The sequence below is a fragment of the Brevibacillus brevis NBRC 100599 genome, from assembly GCF_000010165.1.
Taxonomy (GTDB): Bacteria; Bacillota; Bacilli; order Brevibacillales; family Brevibacillaceae; genus Brevibacillus; species Brevibacillus brevis_D.
Window position 1 is genome coordinate 814,805 of record NC_012491.1, and the last position, 20,846, is coordinate 835,650.

The 20,846-nt window shown below is 45.0% G+C and carries 17 protein-coding genes; 13 read left to right on the forward strand and 4 right to left on the reverse strand.

Annotation, left to right across the window (positions count from 1 at the left end; genetic code table 11):
- Positions 1–369 precede the first annotated feature (369 nt).
- On the forward strand, positions 370–2,097 hold the full coding sequence (locus tag BBR47_RS04230) for an amidohydrolase (protein ID WP_012684512.1): 1,728 nt from the start codon (positions 370–372) through the stop codon (positions 2,095–2,097).
- 279 nt (positions 2,098–2,376) lie between these two features.
- A complete protein-coding gene (locus BBR47_RS04235; protein ID WP_041749239.1) occupies positions 2,377–2,832 on the forward strand; it encodes an SMI1/KNR4 family protein in 456 nt (151 codons plus the stop codon).
- Positions 2,833–3,244: 412 nt separating this feature from the next.
- On the opposite strand, the gene BBR47_RS04240 is transcribed toward BBR47_RS04235, so the two are convergent.
- Positions 3,245–3,553, reverse strand: coding sequence for a DUF3139 domain-containing protein (locus tag BBR47_RS04240; RefSeq protein WP_041749240.1), 309 nt, complete (start codon positions 3,551–3,553; stop codon positions 3,245–3,247).
- Positions 3,554–3,902: 349 nt separating this feature from the next.
- Here BBR47_RS04240 and BBR47_RS04245 point away from each other — a divergent pair, with 349 nt between their 5' ends.
- Both BBR47_RS04245 and BBR47_RS04250 read left to right on the forward strand, forming a co-directional pair.
- Positions 3,903–4,613: an MBL fold metallo-hydrolase gene (locus BBR47_RS04245; protein ID WP_231850555.1), complete on the forward strand. Its 711-nt coding sequence runs from the start codon at positions 3,903–3,905 to the stop codon at positions 4,611–4,613.
- Positions 4,594–5,070, forward strand: coding sequence for a GNAT family N-acetyltransferase (locus BBR47_RS04250; protein WP_012684516.1), 477 nt, complete (start codon positions 4,594–4,596; stop codon positions 5,068–5,070). Before BBR47_RS04245 ends, BBR47_RS04250 begins: the two co-directional genes overlap by 20 nt.
- Before the next feature lie 70 nt (positions 5,071–5,140).
- Here the strand turns inward: BBR47_RS04250 and BBR47_RS04255 are convergent, their stop codons facing one another.
- Together BBR47_RS04255 and BBR47_RS04260 are read right to left on the reverse strand one after the other, a co-directional pair.
- Complete coding sequence (locus tag BBR47_RS04255) at positions 5,141–5,848, reverse strand: response regulator transcription factor (RefSeq protein WP_012684517.1); 708 nt, start codon at positions 5,846–5,848, stop codon at positions 5,141–5,143.
- A 35-nt stretch (positions 5,849–5,883) separates the two neighbouring features.
- The gene (locus BBR47_RS04260; protein ID WP_012684518.1) at positions 5,884–7,047 is read right to left on the reverse strand and encodes a sensor histidine kinase; all 1,164 of its coding nucleotides are present in this window, start codon (positions 7,045–7,047) and stop codon (positions 5,884–5,886) included.
- Between the two features lie 228 nt (positions 7,048–7,275).
- Here BBR47_RS04260 and BBR47_RS04265 point away from each other — a divergent pair, with 228 nt between their 5' ends.
- From BBR47_RS04265 to BBR47_RS04300, 8 genes are all read left to right on the forward strand, one after another.
- A complete protein-coding gene (locus tag BBR47_RS04265; RefSeq protein ID WP_012684519.1) occupies positions 7,276–7,659 on the forward strand; it encodes a MarR family winged helix-turn-helix transcriptional regulator in 384 nt (127 codons plus the stop codon).
- A gap of 38 nt (positions 7,660–7,697) precedes the next feature.
- Entirely contained in the window at positions 7,698–10,829 is a 3,132-nt protein-coding gene (locus BBR47_RS04270; RefSeq protein ID WP_012684520.1) for an efflux RND transporter permease subunit, read from the forward strand.
- Positions 10,830–10,849: 20 nt separating this feature from the next.
- Positions 10,850–12,079 carry an efflux RND transporter periplasmic adaptor subunit gene (locus BBR47_RS04275; protein ID WP_012684521.1) on the forward strand — a complete coding sequence of 410 codons (1,230 nt, stop codon included), beginning with the start codon at positions 10,850–10,852 and terminating at the stop codon, positions 12,077–12,079.
- Between the two features lie 144 nt (positions 12,080–12,223).
- A complete protein-coding gene (locus BBR47_RS04280; RefSeq protein ID WP_012684522.1) occupies positions 12,224–13,675 on the forward strand; it encodes a polysaccharide deacetylase family protein in 1,452 nt (483 codons plus the stop codon).
- Between the two features lie 159 nt (positions 13,676–13,834).
- A complete protein-coding gene (locus BBR47_RS04285) occupies positions 13,835–14,842 on the forward strand; it encodes an ABC transporter substrate-binding protein (protein ID WP_012684523.1) in 1,008 nt (335 codons plus the stop codon).
- A gap of 177 nt (positions 14,843–15,019) precedes the next feature.
- Positions 15,020–15,787, forward strand: a complete 768-nt coding sequence (locus tag BBR47_RS04290) for an ABC transporter ATP-binding protein (protein WP_012684524.1) — start codon at positions 15,020–15,022, stop codon at positions 15,785–15,787.
- A gap of 13 nt (positions 15,788–15,800) precedes the next feature.
- A complete protein-coding gene (locus BBR47_RS04295; protein WP_012684525.1) occupies positions 15,801–17,678 on the forward strand; it encodes an FtsX-like permease family protein in 1,878 nt (625 codons plus the stop codon).
- A 172-nt stretch (positions 17,679–17,850) separates the two neighbouring features.
- A complete protein-coding gene (locus tag BBR47_RS04300; RefSeq protein ID WP_012684526.1) occupies positions 17,851–18,474 on the forward strand; it encodes a hypothetical protein in 624 nt (207 codons plus the stop codon).
- Positions 18,475–18,616: 142 nt separating this feature from the next.
- Here BBR47_RS04300 and BBR47_RS04305 read toward each other — a convergent pair whose 3' ends face one another.
- On the reverse strand, positions 18,617–19,432 hold the full coding sequence (locus BBR47_RS04305; RefSeq protein WP_041749241.1) for a DUF4097 family beta strand repeat-containing protein: 816 nt from the start codon (positions 19,430–19,432) through the stop codon (positions 18,617–18,619).
- A gap of 386 nt (positions 19,433–19,818) precedes the next feature.
- On the opposite strand from BBR47_RS04305, the gene BBR47_RS04310 reads away from it, so the two are divergent.
- Complete coding sequence (locus BBR47_RS04310) at positions 19,819–20,838, forward strand: ABC transporter substrate-binding protein (RefSeq protein WP_012684528.1); 1,020 nt, start codon at positions 19,819–19,821, stop codon at positions 20,836–20,838.
- The last annotated feature ends 8 nt before the right edge of the window (positions 20,839–20,846 follow it).

The window sequence follows — 20,846 nt, forward strand, 5'->3', positions numbered from 1 at the left end:
GATTCCAGATCGACACAGGCTTAAAATATGGATGAAAAAATACAAGCAAACCGCAAGTATCGAAGCCATTCTGTTTCATCCACAGGGGGACGAGTTGCCGAGAATGTCCTTCAACGCGAATTTCATGCAGAGCACCTAATAAGAAATGGGTAACTGATGTCACACAGTATCGTGTTGTGGATACTTGGCACTACCTTTCTGCCATTAAGGATTTGTTTAATAATGAAATTGTGGCCTATCACATAGGAGCTCGCGATGGGGAAAAATACTATTTTTCGACCGGACTTCATGGAATTTTCAGAGTTGCGATGCTACAATCAGTTTTGGCATTCTTTTCATCTTAGATAAATAGATAGGTGGGATTTTAACGTGTTTGGGAAAAAATTAACCAGCGCATTGCTCGCTACAGCGCTGATGTGCCCGATGTCGGCTTTTGCCGCCCAAGGGACAAAACAGCCAGCAGATGTCGTATTAACGAACGGTGCGGTCTACACAGTGGACAATAAGGACAGCTGGGCAGAGGCAGTGGCCATTCGCGGTGATGAAATCGTTTTTGTCGGTGCAGATGAATATGCGAAAGCACACATAGGCAAGAATACGAAAGTAATCGATCTGAAAGGCCAAATGGTATTGCCGGGCTTTATTGACAGTCATACGCATGCAAGCAAAACGACGGGACTCATTTACTCCATTGATTTGTTTGACGGAGGCTCTGTCGAGGAATACGTTGCGACCATCGGGAAATTCGTAAAAGACCATCCAAACGAACCAGCATTGCAAGGACGCGGCTGGAGCAATCCGGTAGTGCCTGGTATTGGTCCGCGCAAGGAAGTATTGGATACAATCGTGCCAACGACTCCAATTGCGCTGACCTCCGATGATGGACATTCTTTGTGGGTGAACTCGGCAGCATTGAAGCTGGCTGGAATCACGAAGGGCACGACAAACCCTGAGGGCGGCATTATCGAGCGTGATCCGAAAACAGGAGAACCATCTGGAACGTTGCGGGAAAGCGCAATGAATCTGGTGCTTTCAAAAATCGGGGGATACACCGTCCAGCAATACAAGTCTGGAATTGAAGCCTACCAGGAAAAAGCCGTTGAACGCGGTGTAACGACAGTGCGCGACCCGGATATGCTGCGCTATCCAAACGTATTGGAAGCGTACGAGGAGCTCGCGAAAGAGGACAAGCTGACCATCCGCTTCCGTAATGCGTTGACAGCGAATCCAGAAAAAGGACCTGAGCAGATCGCAGAATTTGTAAAAATCCGTGAGCGTAATCAAAATCAAAATCCGCTATTCCAGGTGAACGCTGTCAAAATCTTTTTGGATGGAGTAGTAGAAGGCGCCACAGCTTACTTGGAAAAGCCGTATGTCCATAAGGAAACAAACGGAGAATTAATCTGGAAGCCAGAGGTTTACAATCAAACAGCTGCCGCAGTAGACAAGGCAGGCTTCCAATTGCACGTCCATTCCATCGGGGATGCTTCTACCCGCATTGCACTAGACGGTATGGAGCTCGCTGAGAAACAAAATGGCAAGCATGATGCTCGCCACTCGCTCGTTCACTTGCAACTGGTCAATGAAACAGACATCGAGCGCTTCAAAAAGCTGGGTGCAGTCGGAATCGTGCAGCCATTCTGGTTTATGCAGGAAGAGGGGTACTACGATGAGATCGAAGTGCCGTACTTGGGCCACGAACGCGCAGAAAAAGAATACCCGATGAAGAGCTTCTTGAAAAAAGGGGTCCATGTAGCTTCTTCGTCTGACTACATCGTAACGCCGGAATTCAATCCACTGCACGGCATTCAACAAGGTATTACCCGGATCGAGGAGGGTGTAACCGATCCGAGAAAAATTGCCAACCCAGACGAGCGTGCAACGCTTGCAGAAATGATCGCCAGCTTTACGATTGATGGTGCTTACGCCAACCACGTGGATGACATCACAGGCTCGATCGAAGTCGGCAAGAAGGCAGATCTCATCGTGCTCGATAAAAACTTGTTTAAAATTCCAGCCACTCAAATTAAGGATGCGAAAGTCGTGCTGACCTTGGTTGAAGGGAAGGAAGTCTATCGTCAGAAGGAAGCAAAGTAAGAGGGGAAAAATGGCTGTCCTTGTTTAGGCTGCTGTAAAAGTGGTGTTTTTTAAAACAGTAAAACATTTAGGAGATACGAGTATATCTCTTTAAACGCGAAGCGAGCCTTAGAAGCGATTCTAGTGGCTCGTTTTTCTTACAACTTGATACCCCCACCAATAGATTTTCATCGAAAAACGGTGTCACCATAGTTTATGGGATATTGTGCAGGAGACAATCCGTGTACTGATGAAATCATTGATTAATTTAAGTGTAGTCAAGGAGGAGGGACATTTCAGATGTTGAAGGAGCTCATGACAACAATTAGCCATATAACAGGTGTGGAGTTTGTACAAGCCTCAAAAGAAGAGATTGCAAAATTAGAGTCACTCAATTTGCCTGAAGATTTCACGAACTATTTTTCTCAATATAATGCAACCAGAGTATTCGACTTAGGGGATTTAAGGATATGGTCAATTGCCGACGTACTGATAGAAAATTATGAATTGGTTCCTGGAAGAGATGTATCCAAACACAAGTATATTGTTTTTGCTTCTAACTCATTGGGAGATGCCTACTGCTTTGACCTAAGCAAAGAAGGGATAGATTACACGTTAGATAACACCCCCATTGTCAAGTTAGATCATGAAGAAGACTATGAAATAATGAATAAACAACAAGTCAGTGAGTACGCTGAAAAGATTGCTGATAACTTGGTGATGTTCTTACAGAATGAGTTGAAGGAGAGCGATTAGGGATTACGAACTTCTCTCCCTGAACGGAAACGAGCCTTTGGAGCAATTCAACAGGCTCGTTTTTCTTACAACTTGATCCTTTCATCGAAAAACGGTGTCACCATGGTTTACGGGATACGGTGCAGGAGACAATCCGTGTACTGATGAAATAATTAATTAATTAATTTAAGTGTAGTCAAAGAGCGCATCCAAAATGCTCCCCCTTGAACGACCGCTTTTCGCTAAATGAGCAGTACGATATCAATGACCGTTTGTATGTCGAAAACAAGAGCAATCGGAAAAGGGATAATCCCTGAAAACAGCCAAAAACGCCCGAAATTGAGGATTCAGACGTATGCTTTCATAATGCCTATTATCGGGACCCAATAAAGCTGAGGTAACAGGGGATGGGGTAGTACCAGCGTCCGGGGACTCAATTATGTTTGTATTCGTATCCTTTGGGTTTAAGCGTTGAATGTAAAGTTATTATTTTTCCGTTTTTTTCAGTATAAAAGTATTTTACATCGGGTTCATCAGCAAAAATAACTTCTACACTATAGAGCGGAAGCTTCCCAACAACGCCATCTACACTAACTATTGTTTTCTCATCAATATTTTTCTCGGTAATGAGATGTTGGCGTACCTGATTCTCTAAGCTTAACAGGGTTCCTTGAACATATATAACTGGAACAGAGATAAGGATTAAGCCTAGGAAAACTATAATCATTATTTTTTTGTTCATTTTGGTTATCCCCCAAAAGTGATTGTATATGGCCTTTGATAAACCACAATGTAGGACCGGACTACGATATAATTCACGTTCATCCAAAAGGACCCGGGATCGTTCCAAGTGGGGGTTCAGCTGAGATATACACGTCGTATCTCGATTATACCCCAAATAAAGGGAAAATTATAAAGAAGAAGCCTTCTTCCCATATGTCTTCCGCAAATTTTAAATGGCATGTAGAAGAGATGTTAGACGCCCTTCCATCTAAAAGGCCATTTTTTATGGATCAACAAACAGGAAGGAGAGGATTATCCCCTGCTTTTAGGGAATCATTCATACCATTCAGATTCAAGCAAATGTGGAGGTGTCCGATTTGACTCAAACAGAAGGAATCAAAACGATCAAACTGGAGATGGACGCGGGAGGCAATCCATTCGTCGTCCACACCGCAGTGCTATGGGATGAGAATGAAGCCATTCTTGTGGATACAGGCATCCCCGGACAATTGGAGCTGATTCAGAACGTACTGGCGAAAGAAGCGATTCCTTTTGAAAAATTGACGAAAATCATCATTACCCATCAAGACCGGGATCATATCGGCAGCTTGCCTGAAATAGTAGCAGCAAAGGAAGGAAGCGTACAGGTGGTTGCTCACGAGGTAGCGATTCCGTATCTGGCAGGAGAAACACCCTTGATCAAAAGTGGGGTACTGGCCCCTCCGGTAAAAGTGGATCATGCCGTACAGGATGGCGATGTTCTCCCTTACTGTGGAGGTATCCAGGTGATTTATACGCCCGGTCATTCCCCCGATCACATCTCTTTGTATCATATTCCGAGCAAGACGTTGATTTCAGGAGACGCCCTCACAGCACAAGATGGTGTACTGATGCCCTTCAATCCCGAATTCACGCCTGATCAACCGACGGCACTGCAATCGATCCGCAAACTGCTCGAGTTCGATATAGAGACAGTGATTGCCTATCACGGCGGCGTTTGTACAGGGGGTATCAAACAACGGCTAGCGGAAATCGTAGCAAAGGAGGGCATGGATTCAGATGAACATCCGCAGAGGTAAAGAACAAGAAGCAAGCGAACTGAGTGAGCTTGCCTATCGCTCCAAAGCTTATTGGGGATACAGTGATGAATTCATGGAGGCTTGTCGCGATGACCTGACGCTATCATCTGCCTATATCGAGACGCAGGAAGTATATGTGTTAGAGGACGAGGGTAGCATCAAAGGCTTCATGAGTTTGGAAAAGGATGCAGAGCAAGAGCAGTGGCTATTAGGCTATTTGTTCATGGAACCGGAGGCGGTTGGAAAAGGTTACGGAAAGGCTCTGTGGCAGCATATGGTGGAGGTGGCACAAAAGCTGGATATCCCAGTCATCACCATCCACAGCGACCCGTACGCAGAACCGTTTTACTTGTCGAGAGGGGCAAAGCGCGTAGGAGAAATCGCATCTACCGTTTTCCCGGGCAGAATATTGCCGTTGTTGGAAGTAGAAATCGAAAAGGAACGGAGTGTGGAATAGCTGCAGTCTATTCCAAGCAGCTTCAACGCTCAAGCATGTTAAATGCTTGGGCTTTTTACGCTTCTCTTCCTTATTTTACGATTTTATACCGGATCGCCTTGGCAACTGCCTGTGTACGATCCTCCACGCCCATTTTCTGCAAAATCCGATGGATATGTGTCTTGACGGTTCCCCCTGAGATAAGCAGGTGCTGCGCAATTTGATCATTCCGTTTACCGTAGGATAGCTGCTCAAGTACGTCCCGCTCTCGATCAGTCAACTGATCAAACATGACAAGGGGTGGAAGCGTAGAGTCACAGTCAGCATCAGAATCAGGCTCGTAATTCTTTTGTTGAAACTGTAGAACCTCCGCGAGAGCCTTTGCAGCTGTAGCCGTGTAGAACAGTGCCTCGCCCTGATGGGCCCTGCGAATGAGGTCTAACATATCCTGTGAATCGGAATCCTTTAGCATATAGCCGACAGCACCAGCGCGAATACCGTCTACGATGTAATCGTACGTGTCAAAAGTAGTGAGGATTAATACTTTTACCGAAGGATGGAGTCGAGTGATTTCGCGTGTTGCATCGATTCCTGACATATTCGGCATTTGTACATCCATTAAGACTACATCAGGAATGATTTCCCCTACAATCTTCACGGCTTCTTCTCCATTAGAAGCCTCCCCGCTTACCTCCATATCCTTCTGCATTTTGATGACATATCCCAATCCTTGGCGGATCATCGTTTGGTCATCGACCAGGACCACACGAATGGTCTCTTTTTTGTTTTGATTTTCCATGCTGGCATTCCTCCGTATTTATCGCTATTTGTTTATCAAAGCGGAAAGCTGATGTCAATTTGAAAGCCGTGGGGCTCTCGAATGGAATAGGAAAGGTCTCCGTTTAATTCCTTGGTTTGTTCTACGATACCTGTTAAACCAGAGCCGAGCTTGATTTGATGATGATTCGTAATATTCCCATTGTCCCAAATGGCCAAGAATAGGTAGTTTTGCTTTTTTTCAATCGTGATGAAAATTTCTGTTGCATCAGAATGTCGTATGGAATTGGTAATCGCTTCTTGGAGAATCCGGTAAAGCGTAATAGTCATGTGCTGAGAAAGAGGAATGTCTGGATTGGGACTGATCAGCTGCATTTTGATGTCGGTATGCTGTTGGGCTCGTGATAAGAGTATACGTAGCGGTGTGATTCCCAGAGAGGATTTGTCTGCAGCCAATGTATGGACAGACGAGCGTATATCATCGAGGCTTTGCTTGGATACCGTAAGCATGTCTCGGACAGCCTCCTGTGCGTCACTCGGTCCCCCTTGCAGCATGTATTTCAAAGCATTCAATTGAACGATTAACGATGTGAGACTGTGTCCCAAGGCGTCGTGAACATCGCGGGCGATTCGGGTCCTCTCCTCAAGTACAGCGGCACGAAGTGTATTCACAGAGGCCTCTTGAAGTTCAGAATGAGCTTCCTGGAGTCCAACATGCGCCTCTTGCAATTGTTTCAGATGCTGCTGACTCGATTCCTTTGCTTGATTTTGAACAGATAGTCCTCGTGCCCCGAGATACCATCCCATATAGGTCACGACATAGCCGACAACCTCCTCAAACATATAGTCTTTATGAAAAAACATGTAAGAAAAGGAGCATGCACCAAAAAAAATCGCATAGTACAATGCTCGGCGTTCAAGGATATGGAATCCAATAAATGCCACCAGTGGCAAGGATAGACCGACTTCTTGCCCTACATAGAGAACCTTTATAAATGACACGGTACCAATAACGATAATGGCGATGTCTTTTTGAAACGGTTTCCAATTCTTTTTGGGTCTGAGAAACATCAGCAGGAAGCAGAAGATGATGATCAGCGAGATGATAAATGGAATGGTGGGTTCATGAATGTAAGCACTTGGAATGAGAAAAAATGAGATCAATACAAAAAAACAAATGAGCAGGAAACGGGAACGGAAAGATGCAGCTGAAGCGTTCAAGAAGACAACCTCCTTTCTTGGTATACGTACCCATTATATTTTCATTTTAGCATGCGCTGTCGTCTATCTCCGGGTGTACGGTCTTCTATCTCTGGATAGATAAAATCAAATTCCACAATTTGACTACCCGATAGACTTCGGGGACGAATCGTATAAGTACAATTTGATCTATGGAGGGGAACACCCCAAACGATAGTCCGAAAAATAGAGAATGGGTAGGAGGCTTTTATGAACGAACTGTTTCAGGTAGCGAAGATTCTAAGAGATACGAGCACCGTATTTTCCACACTTTCCATGCAAGCATTGGATTCAAGTGATATCACCTGGCAACAGGTTCTCATTCTGGAGCAAATTGCGATCAGCCCGAAAACAATGGGAGAAATCAGCAAGGCGATTGATCTTTCCTATAGTACGACCTCAGGTTTAATCAGTCGGCTGGAACAGATGAACTTGGTGCGCAGATTTCGTGATAAATCGGATCGGAGAATTGTGTGGGCAGCATTGACGGAGCGTGTACCAGCGAATTGGACGGAACAAGAAGGAAATGCTTGTACACCTACATCGCTTCATTCCTTGCGCGCGCTTATTTTGGAGAAAGAAATACTGAGCTGATACGCTGAGCTCCCTACAAACGAAGAGGTGAGAAAATTTTGAATATATCAGAGCTATCCATTAAACGTCCGGTCACGATGATTATGATATCCATAGCCATCTTCATTTTTGGTTTGGTTACCTTTCCTCGCTTGGCTATTGAATTGATGCCATCGCTGAATGCTCCTGTCGCCGTAGTTGTTACCTCTGTGGAGGGGGCGGCTCCAGCCGAGGTAGAAAAGCTGGTTACCAAGCCGATCGAAAATGCACTAGGCACGGTTCCGAATTTAGACAAGGTCACATCAACCTCTGTTAATGGCTCCTCCTCGGTCATCCTCCATTTCAAGTGGGGAACAGACATGGATCAAGCGACGTTGAATATGCGAGATAAAGTAGATTTGGTCCGAGGGAGCTTGCCTGAGTCAGCTGGTTCACCAAGGGTGTTGAAATTTGATCCGACAAGTCAGCCGATACTTGATCTGGCTGTAACTGGCGATCAAGATGTCAACAAACTGAAAAAAATCGCCGACGATGTAATCAAGGCCCGTTTGGAACGAATTAACGGTGTTGCTTCTGTCACGGTCACTGGTGGGCAAGAGCGAATTGTCGATATCATCGTAGACCCAGCCAAACTAGCCGCCTATGGATTGACATTGGATCAAATAAAGGCAGCACTAGAAAACAGCAATATATCAGGATCAGCGGGTGCGATACGGGAAGGTGACGCAAAGACCAGTATTCGCGTGCAAGGAGAATTCACCAATGTGGACACCATTGCACTCACGCCGATCTCTGTTGGTGGGAGCTTCATCCGATTGAGTGATATTGCCAACGTAACAGACACCATCAAAGAAGTGACCAATCTGAGCTACATTGATGGAAAGCCAAGCCTGGGAATTTCCGTGATGAAAGGCACAGGCGGCAATACGATCAAAATCGCAAAAGACGTAAAGGCTGAGCTGGAGAAGATTAATAGCACGCTTCCAGCAAATGTAGAAACAAGTATCGTTCTCGATACCTCTACCTATATCCAGAGCTCCGTTGACAACACGGTAGTACATGCTCTTGCAGGTGGTGCCATTGGCGTACTCATGCTGTTCTTCTTCTTGGGCAGTCTGTCGTCTATGCTTATTGCGGTCATTGTCCTGCCTGTATCGATCATATCAACCTTCCTCTTGATGTATATGACAGGTCAAACAATCAACCTGATTTCCCTGGCAGGTCTCACGCTCGGATTGGGATCATTAGTGGACTTCGCGGTTGTTATGCTGGAAAACATTTTCCGTCAGCGGGAACAAGGCAAAGGCATGATGGAAGCGGCATTGGTTGGTTCCAAAGAGGTAGGAACCGCGGTGATGGCATCCGCATTGGCACAAATTTGCGTATTCTTACCGATTGCACTGACAGAGGGGATTGTTGCTGAGCTTTTCGCACCGTTAGCGTTGACGGTCGTTTTCTCACACATCGCTGCACTCGTTTTCACCTTCTTGCTGGTGCCAATGATGAGTGCTCGCCTGTTAAAAACTGTCCCGGAGCATACAAAACATGAAAACTATCGAGGCTTCAATCCACTAACCTGGTTTAACATTGGATTCCATAAGGTAGAAAAGGGCTATCAAAGGGTACTCAAATGGGCATTGGGTCATCGAAAAACCGTGATTGGATCTGCTTTTGCCATGTTGATTGGCTCATTGATGCTAGTTCCCACTCTCGGAGCAGGGTTTTTCCCGGATATGGACCAAGGAGTAATCCAAGTAGAGATCAAGCTGCCGAAGGGTACTGTCTTGACGGAAACAGAAAAAGTAATGAAGCAAGTAGAAGAAGTGGTCAATCAAGTGCCAGAAAAGAAATTGGTCAAGTCCTCGGTCGGGGGTGGCGACGGTATTTCAGAGAGCGGTGCATCTACTTCTCATAACGCAACGATCGAACTGCACGTAGGAGAGATTACTACGAGACAGCGATCGACAGAGGCAATTGCTGTGGGCCTGCAAGAGCAAGTCAAGCATATTGCAGGAGCAGATATCAAGGTGAAATCCCTTTCCGGTGGTATGGGGGGCGGAGCAGCCATCTCGATTGAAATTCGCGGAGATGATCTGGACGTCTTAACGGAACTGAGCGAGATTGTAAAAGGGGAAATAGCCAAGGTACCGGGAACGATGAACGTATCTACCAGTGTTAAGGAAATGAGTCAGGAGTTCGATGTGAAGGTCGATACAGAGAAGACGAGCTTGTACGGGTTGACAACAAATGAAATCCTTTCTGCTGTGCGAACTTCTTTCCAAGGTCAAACGGTTACCCAGTATCGTACGGGCGAAGATGAAATTGATATCAATCTCAAGCTGCCAGAAGACTATAAGGAAGATATCAACTACTTGAAGAACCTGCGTATTTCCACGCCTACGGGCGCTCAAATCAGTCTCACTTCCGTAGCGACCATTAGCAAAGTCGAAGTACCACCATCGATTGAGCGCAAAAACATGACGCGTGAAGTGACGGTCACAAGCGATTTGATCGGGGATAACCTGCAAGCGGCCGCGACGGAGGTTACGAATATCATCAATAAGCTGAATGTTCCGGATGGCTACACCATCGAAATGGGCGGACAGAGCGAGGATATGGGAAATTCTTTTGTGAATCTGGGTCTCGCGATCATCTTGTCCGTCGTGCTGGTGTACATGGTCATGGCTGCTCAGTTTGAATCACTTTTCAGTCCATTTATCATCATGTTCTCGGTTCCTCCGAGCCTTACTGGGGTCATATTGGGGCTTCTGTTTACAGGAACACCTATTACTGTATCTGTTTTGATCGGGTACATTTTGCTGATCGGTCTGGTCGTGAACAATGCGATTGTGTTAATCGATTTGATCAATCAGTTGCGTGCAAAAGGTTGGGAGCTACATGAAGCGATTTTACATGCAGGACCTGCTCGTCTGCGTCCGATTTTGATGACAACCCTCACGACGATTATGGCCATTGCTCCGCTCTCCGTTGCTGCTGGGTCTGGTTTAGAACTGCAAGCGCCCATGGCTACTACCGTCATGTATGGCTTGATTTTCTCCACCATGATCACACTCATACTCGTACCTGTGGTTACCGTGTGGTTTGATGAGATGGGACAAAAGAGACGCAACAAACGAAAGCAAAAGCAGGAAAAGAAAATCCGTACCACGTTAGAATCGACAAATGCATGAGAAAAGAGGAGGAACCATTCATGATCATAAATAAAAGAATCGCGATTGTGGCGCTACTTTCCCTTACCTTGATCACAGGCTGCGCAAGCCAGGAGGATGCAGCGACGACTGCTGCCCCTCCAGCAGAAACGGTTACCCCTGTACAGGTTGCAACGGTGGCACACGGCGTGGTCACATCGGAGGCTGGACTGACTGCAAAATTGGCACCAAGTGAGGAAGTCCAAATGTCACCAAAAACTAGCGGGAAAATTGCATCTCTCCCAGTAAAGCTGGGTCAGGCCGTAACAAAAGGACAATTATTGTTTACACTCGATACGAATGAGTTGTCTAACAGTGTAAGAGAGCAAGAAGCAGCTCTCCGTGTGGCAAAAGCGAACTTAACCCAAGCAGGCAGTACCTCTAACCAAAGCTTGGTGGAAGCACAAAATGATTTGACGGAAGCAGAACGAGCGCTTGCTGACGCCAAACTGAATCAACAACGTAATCAGACGCTGCTCGCAGAGGGAGCGATTGCTACTGAGAAAATGGAAGAGGTAAATACAACGCTCACAAAAGCCCAGATTTCCTATGACAATGCAAAGCAGAAGCTGCAAGGCGCGAAACAAAAAACGGGTGTGCAAGTATCGGCAGCGAGTGTCACTGAGTCCGAGGTCAGACTGCAAAATGCTCGTGAGCAATTGGCAAATGCAAAGGTTGTCTCCCCCATCGACGGATTTGTCGCAAGCGTGAACGGAGCAGTAGGGCAGATGGCAGGCCAGCAACCTATTGTGACCGTCGTCAAAACGAATCCACTTGTGGTCAAAGCGAATTTGTCTGAAGCAGATGTGACGAAAGTAAAAGTAGGAACAGTCGTCAAAGTAAACGTGCAGTCTACAGGCAAAACGATTGATGCAAATGTAACGGCGATTAGTCCGGTCATGGATTCGCAGCTCAAAGCCTATCCAGTAGAAATCACGATTCCAAATGCTTCTCATGAATTGAAGTCCGATATGGTCGTAAATGTTACCTTCCCGCAAGGTTCAGATGGAGCGAAGTCACTCGTTATTCCTCGCAAGGCCGTATTTGAACGTGAAGGCAGACAATACGTGTTCAAGCTGGAAGGGGAAACAGCCAAGCAAGTGGAAGTGTCAACGGGCAACTCGACAAGCGAGTTGATTGAAGTAGTATCCGGCCTAGCGAATGGAGATAAAGTCGTGGTAAAAGGACAGACGCTGCTTGCAGATGGCGGCAAGGTGAGTATTCAGGAGTAAGTAGATAGGGAAGAAAAAGAGGCGGAGCAGATCCGTCTCTTTTTGTTATGAAATGGTAAAAACATTTACTCTACCAAATATGCCAAACAGAGTATAATTTTAGCTAAGATCAATTGGGAGCAATGAGGGGATAAGGAGTCATACATGATTATATCTGCAAAACTGTACAAAGGAATTGCACTGCTCATGACAGTCGTGCTCGTCTCTGGATGCTCGATGTTTGCGAGCAAAGATGAATCCACTGAGCGCCAGAAGACAGAGAAGAAACAGACTATCACTCGTTACACAGGTGAAAAAAGCAAGGTGCTGCCTTATGTATACACGGGGCGCAAGGAACTGGCTCTGACGTTTAACGGCATGGGCGACGATAAGATGATGAAAAGTCTTTTGGAGCAGCTAGATGCCCATAAGATCAAAGCCACTTTTTTTCTGCCGGGTATGCGTGTCGCCGAGGAGCCAAGCATCGCCAAGGACATTTTGGCCCGCGGTCATGAAATCCAGAACAACACATTGAATCAACTGGATATGAGCAAGCTCAGCTACGAGCAAATTTATCGGGAGATTCAGTTGAGTAATGAAGTCATCAAACGCGAGACGGGTATTTCCCCTCGCTATGTGAGAACCAAATCTGGCGATGTCACGGATGACGTCCGTTTGGCAGCCGCCCATCTCGGGATGGAAGCGGTCATCAGCTACAATATCAACCCAAAGGACCGTGATTTGCAAAAAGACGCCAAAACCATTGGAGATTACATAACTCGCTACATGTCCAGAGGCAGCATTATCTCACTCAATACAGACATCAATCCTGAGGTGATTCCGTCCATTCCGTTGATCGCCAAGGCAGCAGCGGATATCGGCTACCAGTTTGTCCCGCTCAGTGAGATGGTGAAAAACGGCAGTGAACGCAAGCCGCTGGAACAAATACCAGGCTTTGACGCAGTAAAACTGAATCCGCAATTCGAAAATGCCGAGTACGAAATCATCTCTCAGGTCGACACAAATAAAAAACAGATCGCGCTAACCTTTGACGACTGGGGAAGCGACAAAACCGTAACGAAACTATTAGACATTTTGGCGCAGCATGATGTGAAAGCGACGTTCTTCTTGCGGGCAAAAGGGGTGGAGAACAATCCAAATTTGGCGAGAGCGATGGTGGAGAGTGGTCATGATGTGGCCAACCATTCGTATAGCCATCCGGTCATAACGACGCTGACAGCGGAAGAATTGCAGAAGGACGTGGTCAAAGCACACCAGGTCATTACCGAAGCGATCCAACAGCAGCCTGTCATGCTGTTCCGTCCGCCGACTGGCGTAGTAGACGATCACACAGCTAAAGTGATTGCAGCTACGGGATACAAGGTCATTGCGTTGTATGATGTCACCACGTTGGATTGGGACAATAAAAACAGCGCCCAAGATATCGTAAATGGCGTCATGAGCAAGACGAAAAATGGCAGTGTCATTTTGCTGCATATGCTCGATGACATCCACACGATTGAAGCACTCCCAATTGTACTGGAAAGCCTGAAAAGCAAAGGCTACACCTTTGTAAAGATGGACGACATGATCAAACAAAGACGCTCCGGCAACTAATCCCTTTCTCAGAAAGGGATTTTTTTTGCTTTTTTTCGCAAAGCTCGGGCGATTGACAGTAAAAATACTGTTTGTTATAGTTTTGTCGATAATGATAATCAATATCGTCCATGACATTACTTACATCTATCTTACAAACGTACATAAGGGAGGCTCATCATGCTTACGAACCAAACAGTAAAGGCTGTCCTTGCTGTCATTTTGGTGTTCTCGCTTTTTTTGACGGCATGCGGTGGAGCAAATACGGCAACACAAGCACCCGCAACGGATTCTGCTTCCAAGCCAGCTGACAAGTCAACAGCAGCCCCTACTGAGAACAAAATGCGCAGCATCGAAACACCCAAAGGGACCATTCAAATTCCTGACAAGCCACAACGTATTGTGACGGATTACTACGCAGGCGAGTTGATTGCAGTAGGCGGAAATGTAATCGGCGCAGAGACGGAAGCTTTCAAAAGCCCGTTTACCGTTGAACCATTAAAAAATGCGGAGGACGTGGGTAGCCCGCGGATCAATGTGGAGAAAACGTTAGAGCTGGCTCCTGACCTCATCGTCGTCATGTATGATGACAATTATGAAGCCTTGTCCAAAATCGCTCCAACCGTTTATCTCCCGTACGGTACGGCGACCAACATTTACGATACGGTCAAATTGTTCGGAGAAGTGGTTGGCGACAAAGAAAAGGCAGACAAGTTCATTGCGGAGTTTGACAAAAAGGCTGCCGAGGGGCGCGAAAAGATAAAAGGCATCGTGGATGAGAATGCAACGGTTGGTCTCTACGAGCTGACGAACAAAGGAGATTTGTGGATCTTCGGCGATCACGCAGGGCGCGGTGGTCAAACCGTGTACAATGCATTGAAGCTGAAAATGCCGCACGCAGACAAATCCAAAGAGCAAACCTTACAGCTGTCCATGGAAACCTTGCCAGAATACGCTGCGGATTACATGTTCGTGACTTTCTACAATCCGGAAAAAAATAGCGAAGCCTTGAAAACCTTACAGGAGTCCGCTGTATGGAATGCTACCCCTGCCGCGAAAAACAATCAGATTTTCTACAACGACTACGATACATTCTATCGCTATGATCCAATCGCGATCACAGCACAGATTGATATGTTCGTAGATATGCTGATCAAAAGACACGAAGAGAACAAGAGCAAAAAATAGATCACAAGAAAAGTCATCCCTCGACGGATGACTTTTTTTCGTCTCACGTAATAAACCTTACAAAATGTAAAGAAAACTGTAAGGAACATCAATAGCTCCTATTCTGGAATTTGGTTACAGTTAATAGCGACCGAAACAACGAGCGCTAGCCAATAGATAGAATGGAGGAACGTAAGAATGAGTACTGCTGTACTAGAAGTGAAAGACGTTCAAAAAATATATGGGACAAAAGGTGAAAGCCAGTCGCATGCCTTAAAGGGCGTATCGATGACCATAGACAAAGGTGAGTTCGTGGGAATCATGGGGCCATCCGGTTCGGGTAAGACGACTTTGCTCAACGTGATTTCCACACTGGATCGTCCAACAGAAGGCTTTATTGAGATTGCGGGAACGAACATTACACAGATGAAGCGTAATCAGCTCGCAGATTTTCGTTCGCAAAAGCTAGGCTTCATTTTTCAAGATTTCAACCTGCTAGAGAATTTGTCCGTGTATGAAAACATTGCATTGCCGCTGTCTCTGCAAGGTGTCCCTTCCAAAGAGATCAACACCAAAGTAAGTAAAGTAGCACAAACACTCGGGATCGAAGAGATTTTGCAAAAATATCCGGTTCAAATTTCCGGGGGACAAAAACAACGCGCCGCGGCAGCACGCGCACTTGTGCATGATCCTGCGATTTTGCTGGCGGACGAACCGACGGGCGCCCTCGACTCGAAGAATGCGAAAAGCTTGCTGGAAACGATGACGGATTTGAACGAGAACCACCAAGTATCAATCATGATGGTTACGCATGACGCCTTTTCTGCGAGTTATTGCAAACGGATCTTGTTCATTCAGGACGGCAAGCTGTACACCGAGATTCAACGTACGGGAGATCGTCAGCAATTTTTCAAACAAATTCTGGATGTACTTGCCGAGCTAGGTGCATCACATGATGTACGCTAGGAGGTAACGTTTCATGCTTTTCAAGCTATCCTTGTCCAGTATGCGGAAGATGATGAAGGACTATCTGGTTCTGCTCGTGGGTCTGGTCATCTCCATTTCGATTTTTTACATGTTCCAGACGCTTGCCCTCAATTCTGATTACACGAAAAACAACGCGATGATTTCTTCGATTCAGATCGTTTTCAATGTAGGGGCATTCCTGCTGGCGTTTATCACGATTTTCTATATTTTCTATGCCAACTCATTCCTACTCTCGCTGCGGCGCAAAGAGCTTGGAATGTACATGGTCTTAGGGGCGAAGAAGGGGAAAATCAGCCAAATTTTGTTCCTGGAAACATTGACGATGGGGATCATTTCCTTGGTGATCGGTAGTCTGGTTGGTATTGCACTTGCAAGCGGCATCGGCGTCCTGCTCATGAATCTGCTGGAGATTTCGACAGATGGGTACTATCCTTTTTATCTGCCAGCGGTTTGGGTGACATGGGGATTCTTCCTCATTCTGTTTATCATCACATCTACGATCAATGCTGCTCGTTTGGCTCGTGCATCTGAGCTCACACTCATCCGTGCCGAGCAACAAAATGACCAAATCAAGTCAAAAGGAATCGGAGCCATTTTGGTCGCTATCCTTGGCGTGATCCTGTTGGCTCTGGGCTATACATGCTTGCACTTGCTTATGTACCTGCAAGCACTCGGCTTTATTGTAGGGGCGATTTCATGCACCATCGGGACGTATTTGATTTTCATCTCGCTGTTGCCAGTTCTTGTACAGGCTTTGAAGAAAAATAAAAAGCTGAATGACAGCAAGTTGAACGCATTCACCTTTGCTCAGCTGCGTTTTCGGGTAAACAACCTGACCAAAATCCTCGGTACAGTAGCCATGCTGATCGGGCTTGGTGTCGGGGCGATGGCAGGGGGCTTGGCCTTCCAGCAAAACGTCAATTTGTTTACCACGGTGTTCCATGTGTATGACGTGAATCTGCATGATCCGGTTGAAGCGGATTATCAGGCACTGAAAAAAATGAACGTCCTGGAGCAACATACGTATCGATACAAAGTCGACGACAAGGCGTATTACTACTTGAAGGAAGACTTGCTGGCAAATCCGTTGCTGCTTTCCACGAACAGCATTCAAAATTACTCTGCTGACAACAAGCCAAAACTTGTGACTGATCCGCTTCCGAAAGAGACGTATATCGTTAGTTCGTCAAAAGATGACAAAGGTAAATACGATGCTATTCCTGAGGATTGGGACAAAGCGATATTCACCAACTTTATCAACTACCAGATGATTCAGGGTAAATCTGTTCTGGTTGTGGATCAGACGAAATATGAGCAAACTGCTGGAAGTGAACACAAGGTTCTCCTTGCCCAGGTTGACGACTATTTGAAATACACACAGGAATTAAAAGCCATGGATGAACGTCAAAAGCAACTGATTGGGTCTATCACAAATGTGGAAGCGAAAGACGTATACACTTCTTCCAAATACAGCACGTATGCGGGGATGTATATTTTCACAAGCGGAACGATGTTCATGGGCTTCTTCCTCGGAATTGCTTTCCTGGCGATGATGGCGAGCTGCCTGATGTTCAAAATCTTGTCCGGTGCTTCCCGTGACAAAGATCGTTACAGCATGCTGAGAAAAATCGGCGTACGTCAATCGTTGCTCGTAGGTTCGATCTATAAAGAGCTGTTCATGGTATTCATTTTCCCGGCGATCATCGGTCTGATGCACGTATTGATCGGTATGGAGATGTTCTCGTTCATCCTTTTGGATCCGTACCTGAACATCTGGATTCCAACGCTGATTTTCGTTGTGATCTATGCGATTTACTATTACATTACAGTTCAGCTTTATCGTGGAATTGTGTTGCCAAAAGAAGCGTAATTTTAAGAGAATCAATCCTCCTCATTAGAGGGGGATTTTTTCTTTTTTATGGAGCGCTTCTTCTGTTATAAAGAACTTTAATAAAAATTTTAAGTTTATCCCACTATATATTTTAGAAGTTTTTTCTAACTTATACCTAGGAAAGAAATCATAAACGCGAAGGAGAATTGGTATGAAAATAAACCTTAAAAAAACATCCGTACGTTTGGCAGCTTTAGGATTGGCTACTGCGATTTCCCTATCTGGAGCTTTAGTAGTAAGTGCAAATGAAAACCCAACTCAAAAGACTGTAGCTCAAAATCAAGAATTGTATGCAGGAACTTACAAAAAGCTCTCAGCTTCCGAAGCTCTTGCCGACAAGGCTGTGAAAGCAGCAATCGATAACGTCTATGCACAGTTTTCAGAAACGAAATCTTATGAGATCAGTGCTTATCAAGATGTGGTTTCAAAAGGTGAGTATGATAAGTATGTTATTAGACTTGAAAAAGATTCAAAAAACTTTTTTCACTTTGCAATAGATTCGAAAACGGGGAACCTCAGCTATACCATACAATCATTGGATGCTGCTACAGTTCTATCATACCCAAATGTAAAACCCGGGGTAGATAAATTCTATGCCTCACATCCAGAAGCAAAATCCTATGTGATTTCAAGTGCCAATATTGTAGACAACTTTGTAGGCAAATTTAGCAGATATAACCTTACGTTTACTGGAAAAGATCCCAAACAATCTATCACGATTGGAATAGATGCGAAAACGGGAGAGATTATTCCTACGAAGAAGCAAGAGAATTAAGAATAGTGTTGTAGACTGAACCTGTTGAGGCTATCTAGAAAGTCGGCGTAGACTGACTTTCTAGATAGCCCCTTTACGTTTTATCACGACCATAAGGCCAGGCCTGATCATGATTATGGCAAGCCTGGTACGATGATGACACTTATTTTTTGAATAGAATTTCGCCCACTTGTGTGGAAATGTTGAGCGTTGCATTCTCGGATTGAGCCTCACCCACATATCCATGGAGTTCTTTGGAAACAACCGATGTGGTATTTGTTGCTTTTTCAAGATTAACCTGATTATCAATATTACCCATTTCAGTTGATAAACTTACATATAGAGGCGCTAATTGATCCGGTAGAGCGAATTCGACGTTTCCAAGGTTAGTAGATATGTTACTGCTTTCCTTGCCAATGACATCCGTTACGGTGATGTTGCCAGCATTGCTGCTCACTTTTAAATGTTGGACCGACAATTCTGACTCAATGAATATGTTGCCAACTTCATTATCTATCTCAAGGGATTTGAAGTCTTTATAAGGAAGATGGATCGTTAAGGATGGCAATGGATCCGTATTTATCAACTTCTTTTGTTCCTGTTTAAGCATAATCTGTAATGTTCCATCTTGGATCGATGTAGTCACGTTGGTATCTATTCCTTTTGAACTGCCCTTGGATAATTCCCATTCAGCATGATTGATTTGTTTGTCTCCTATGACTTTAACTATAGCAGCGTTACTTTGAATTTTTAGGGAATGAATGTTAGTTACATCTATTTGAGAAATATCCCCATTTACTGCATTCGAGACATTCTTAATGTCCGATGTTTCTGAATTTACAATTGCGTTCGTCGGTATAGAAGCGTTTTGCTGGGACGAACTTTGTGTACTAGTGACGGAGGATTCCTTCGTACATCCAGCGATTCCGATACTGGCAGCGGCCAGGAGAATCATTGCTAACTTTATGTTGTTGTTCAAACGTTTATCTTCCTTTCTTCTGCATGCTAAACAGATCATCATTTTAAATTATGTGACCGTTTGTACATTAATCGTACAGTGGTTAGAAAGATTTGGTAACGGACTTTGGCTTGAATAAGAACTGGACTTAAGTCTAGAAAGAGCCTCCGCCTTTAAACCTAGAGGCACCGTTCAACTAACGGGATCGATAGCGTAATAAAACAGCGGCGAGTCTAAGACTTTTTTTCAGGTCTTAGGTCGCTGCTGTTTTATTAAGATTTTCAACACATCCCACTGTTGACAAAGATAATGATAATCATTATCATAATCTATGGTTGATTGGAAATTATGTCCATCATCCTTTCTCATTCGATGTAACACCTAGAAAAGTAAGGGGGAATTTTTTCATGCGTCTTATAAAACTACCAGTGATGCTTGTATTTATGTCTGCGATGCTGTTACTCGCTGCTTGCGGCAATGCGGGGTCAACTGCACAATCTGGTTCCAACCAAGCTGCTACAGCTCAGCCTGACGCAGCGAAACCGGCAGAAGAGCAAGTGCGCACAGTGAAGCACATGATGGGAGAGTCGACTATCAAAGGTACTCCTAAGCGTATCGTTGCATTGGAATGGAGCTCAGCAGAGCATTTGTTGGCTCTTGGTATTCAGCCTTTAGGGATTGCAGATATTCCAAATATGAAAAAATGGGTCAAACTCCCGGTGGAGATTGCCCCGGAAGTAGTGGATGTAGGAAGTCGTACTTCCCCGAACCTGGAATCGATCATGATGTTGAAGCCAGATTTGATTATCGGCATTAAACGAAATGTAGAAGCCAATTACGACGAAATGAGCAAAATTGCTCCAACGATTGCTTTTGATACGAATCCTACTGAAGGTCAAGGATCACAGTATGATCGAATGATCGAGATTTTCAAGCAAATTGCGGATATTACGGGTAAAAATGCAGAAGCCGAAGCTGCTTTGAAAGACCTCGACAAGACTTATGCGGAAGCAAAAGAAAAGCTAACCAAAGCTGGTGCAGATAAAGTTCCATTTGTCCTCGCGATGGGCTACAGCAGCCAAAATGCAGTAGAATTCCGTTTGTCTACGGATAACTCTACAGCAGCAAGCATCTTGATAAATATTGGTCTGACAAATAAGTATAAGCCTAAGAAATTTGAGCAAACAGGAATGACACTGGCAGATGTAGAGGCACTTCCAGCGTTGCAGGATGCGAATTTCCTCCATATCATTCAAAATGATGACAACGTGATTGAGAATCAATTGAAAAACAACCCAGTTTGGAACGGCCTTACTTTTGTGAAAGAAAATCGCGTCTATGCGCTGGGCGGAGATTTGTGGCCGTATGGTGGTACCATGTCTGCAAAGATTCTTGCGAATAAAGCTGTTGATCTGTTGGCAAAATAATGAGTTTA

Coding starts and splice junctions, on each gene's coding strand:
- BBR47_RS04280 (WP_012684522.1), top strand. CDS start 12,224: ATGATTATATCTGCAAAACTGTACAAAGGAATTGCACTGCTCATGACA.
- BBR47_RS04235 (WP_041749239.1), top strand. CDS start 2,377: ATGTTGAAGGAGCTCATGACAACAATTAGCCATATAACAGGTGTGGAG.
- BBR47_RS04255 (WP_012684517.1), bottom strand. CDS start 5,848: ATGGAAAATCAAAACAAAAAAGAGACCATTCGTGTGGTCCTGGTCGAT.
- BBR47_RS04275 (WP_012684521.1), top strand. CDS start 10,850: ATGATCATAAATAAAAGAATCGCGATTGTGGCGCTACTTTCCCTTACC.
- BBR47_RS04265 (WP_012684519.1), top strand. CDS start 7,276: ATGAACGAACTGTTTCAGGTAGCGAAGATTCTAAGAGATACGAGCACC.
- BBR47_RS04295 (WP_012684525.1), top strand. CDS start 15,801: ATGCTTTTCAAGCTATCCTTGTCCAGTATGCGGAAGATGATGAAGGAC.
- BBR47_RS04240 (WP_041749240.1), bottom strand. CDS start 3,553: ATGAACAAAAAAATAATGATTATAGTTTTCCTAGGCTTAATCCTTATC.
- BBR47_RS04250 (WP_012684516.1), top strand. CDS start 4,594: ATGAACATCCGCAGAGGTAAAGAACAAGAAGCAAGCGAACTGAGTGAG.
- BBR47_RS04310 (WP_012684528.1), top strand. CDS start 19,819: ATGCGTCTTATAAAACTACCAGTGATGCTTGTATTTATGTCTGCGATG.
- BBR47_RS04285 (WP_012684523.1), top strand. CDS start 13,835: ATGCTTACGAACCAAACAGTAAAGGCTGTCCTTGCTGTCATTTTGGTG.
- BBR47_RS04290 (WP_012684524.1), top strand. CDS start 15,020: ATGAGTACTGCTGTACTAGAAGTGAAAGACGTTCAAAAAATATATGGG.
- BBR47_RS04300 (WP_012684526.1), top strand. CDS start 17,851: ATGAAAATAAACCTTAAAAAAACATCCGTACGTTTGGCAGCTTTAGGA.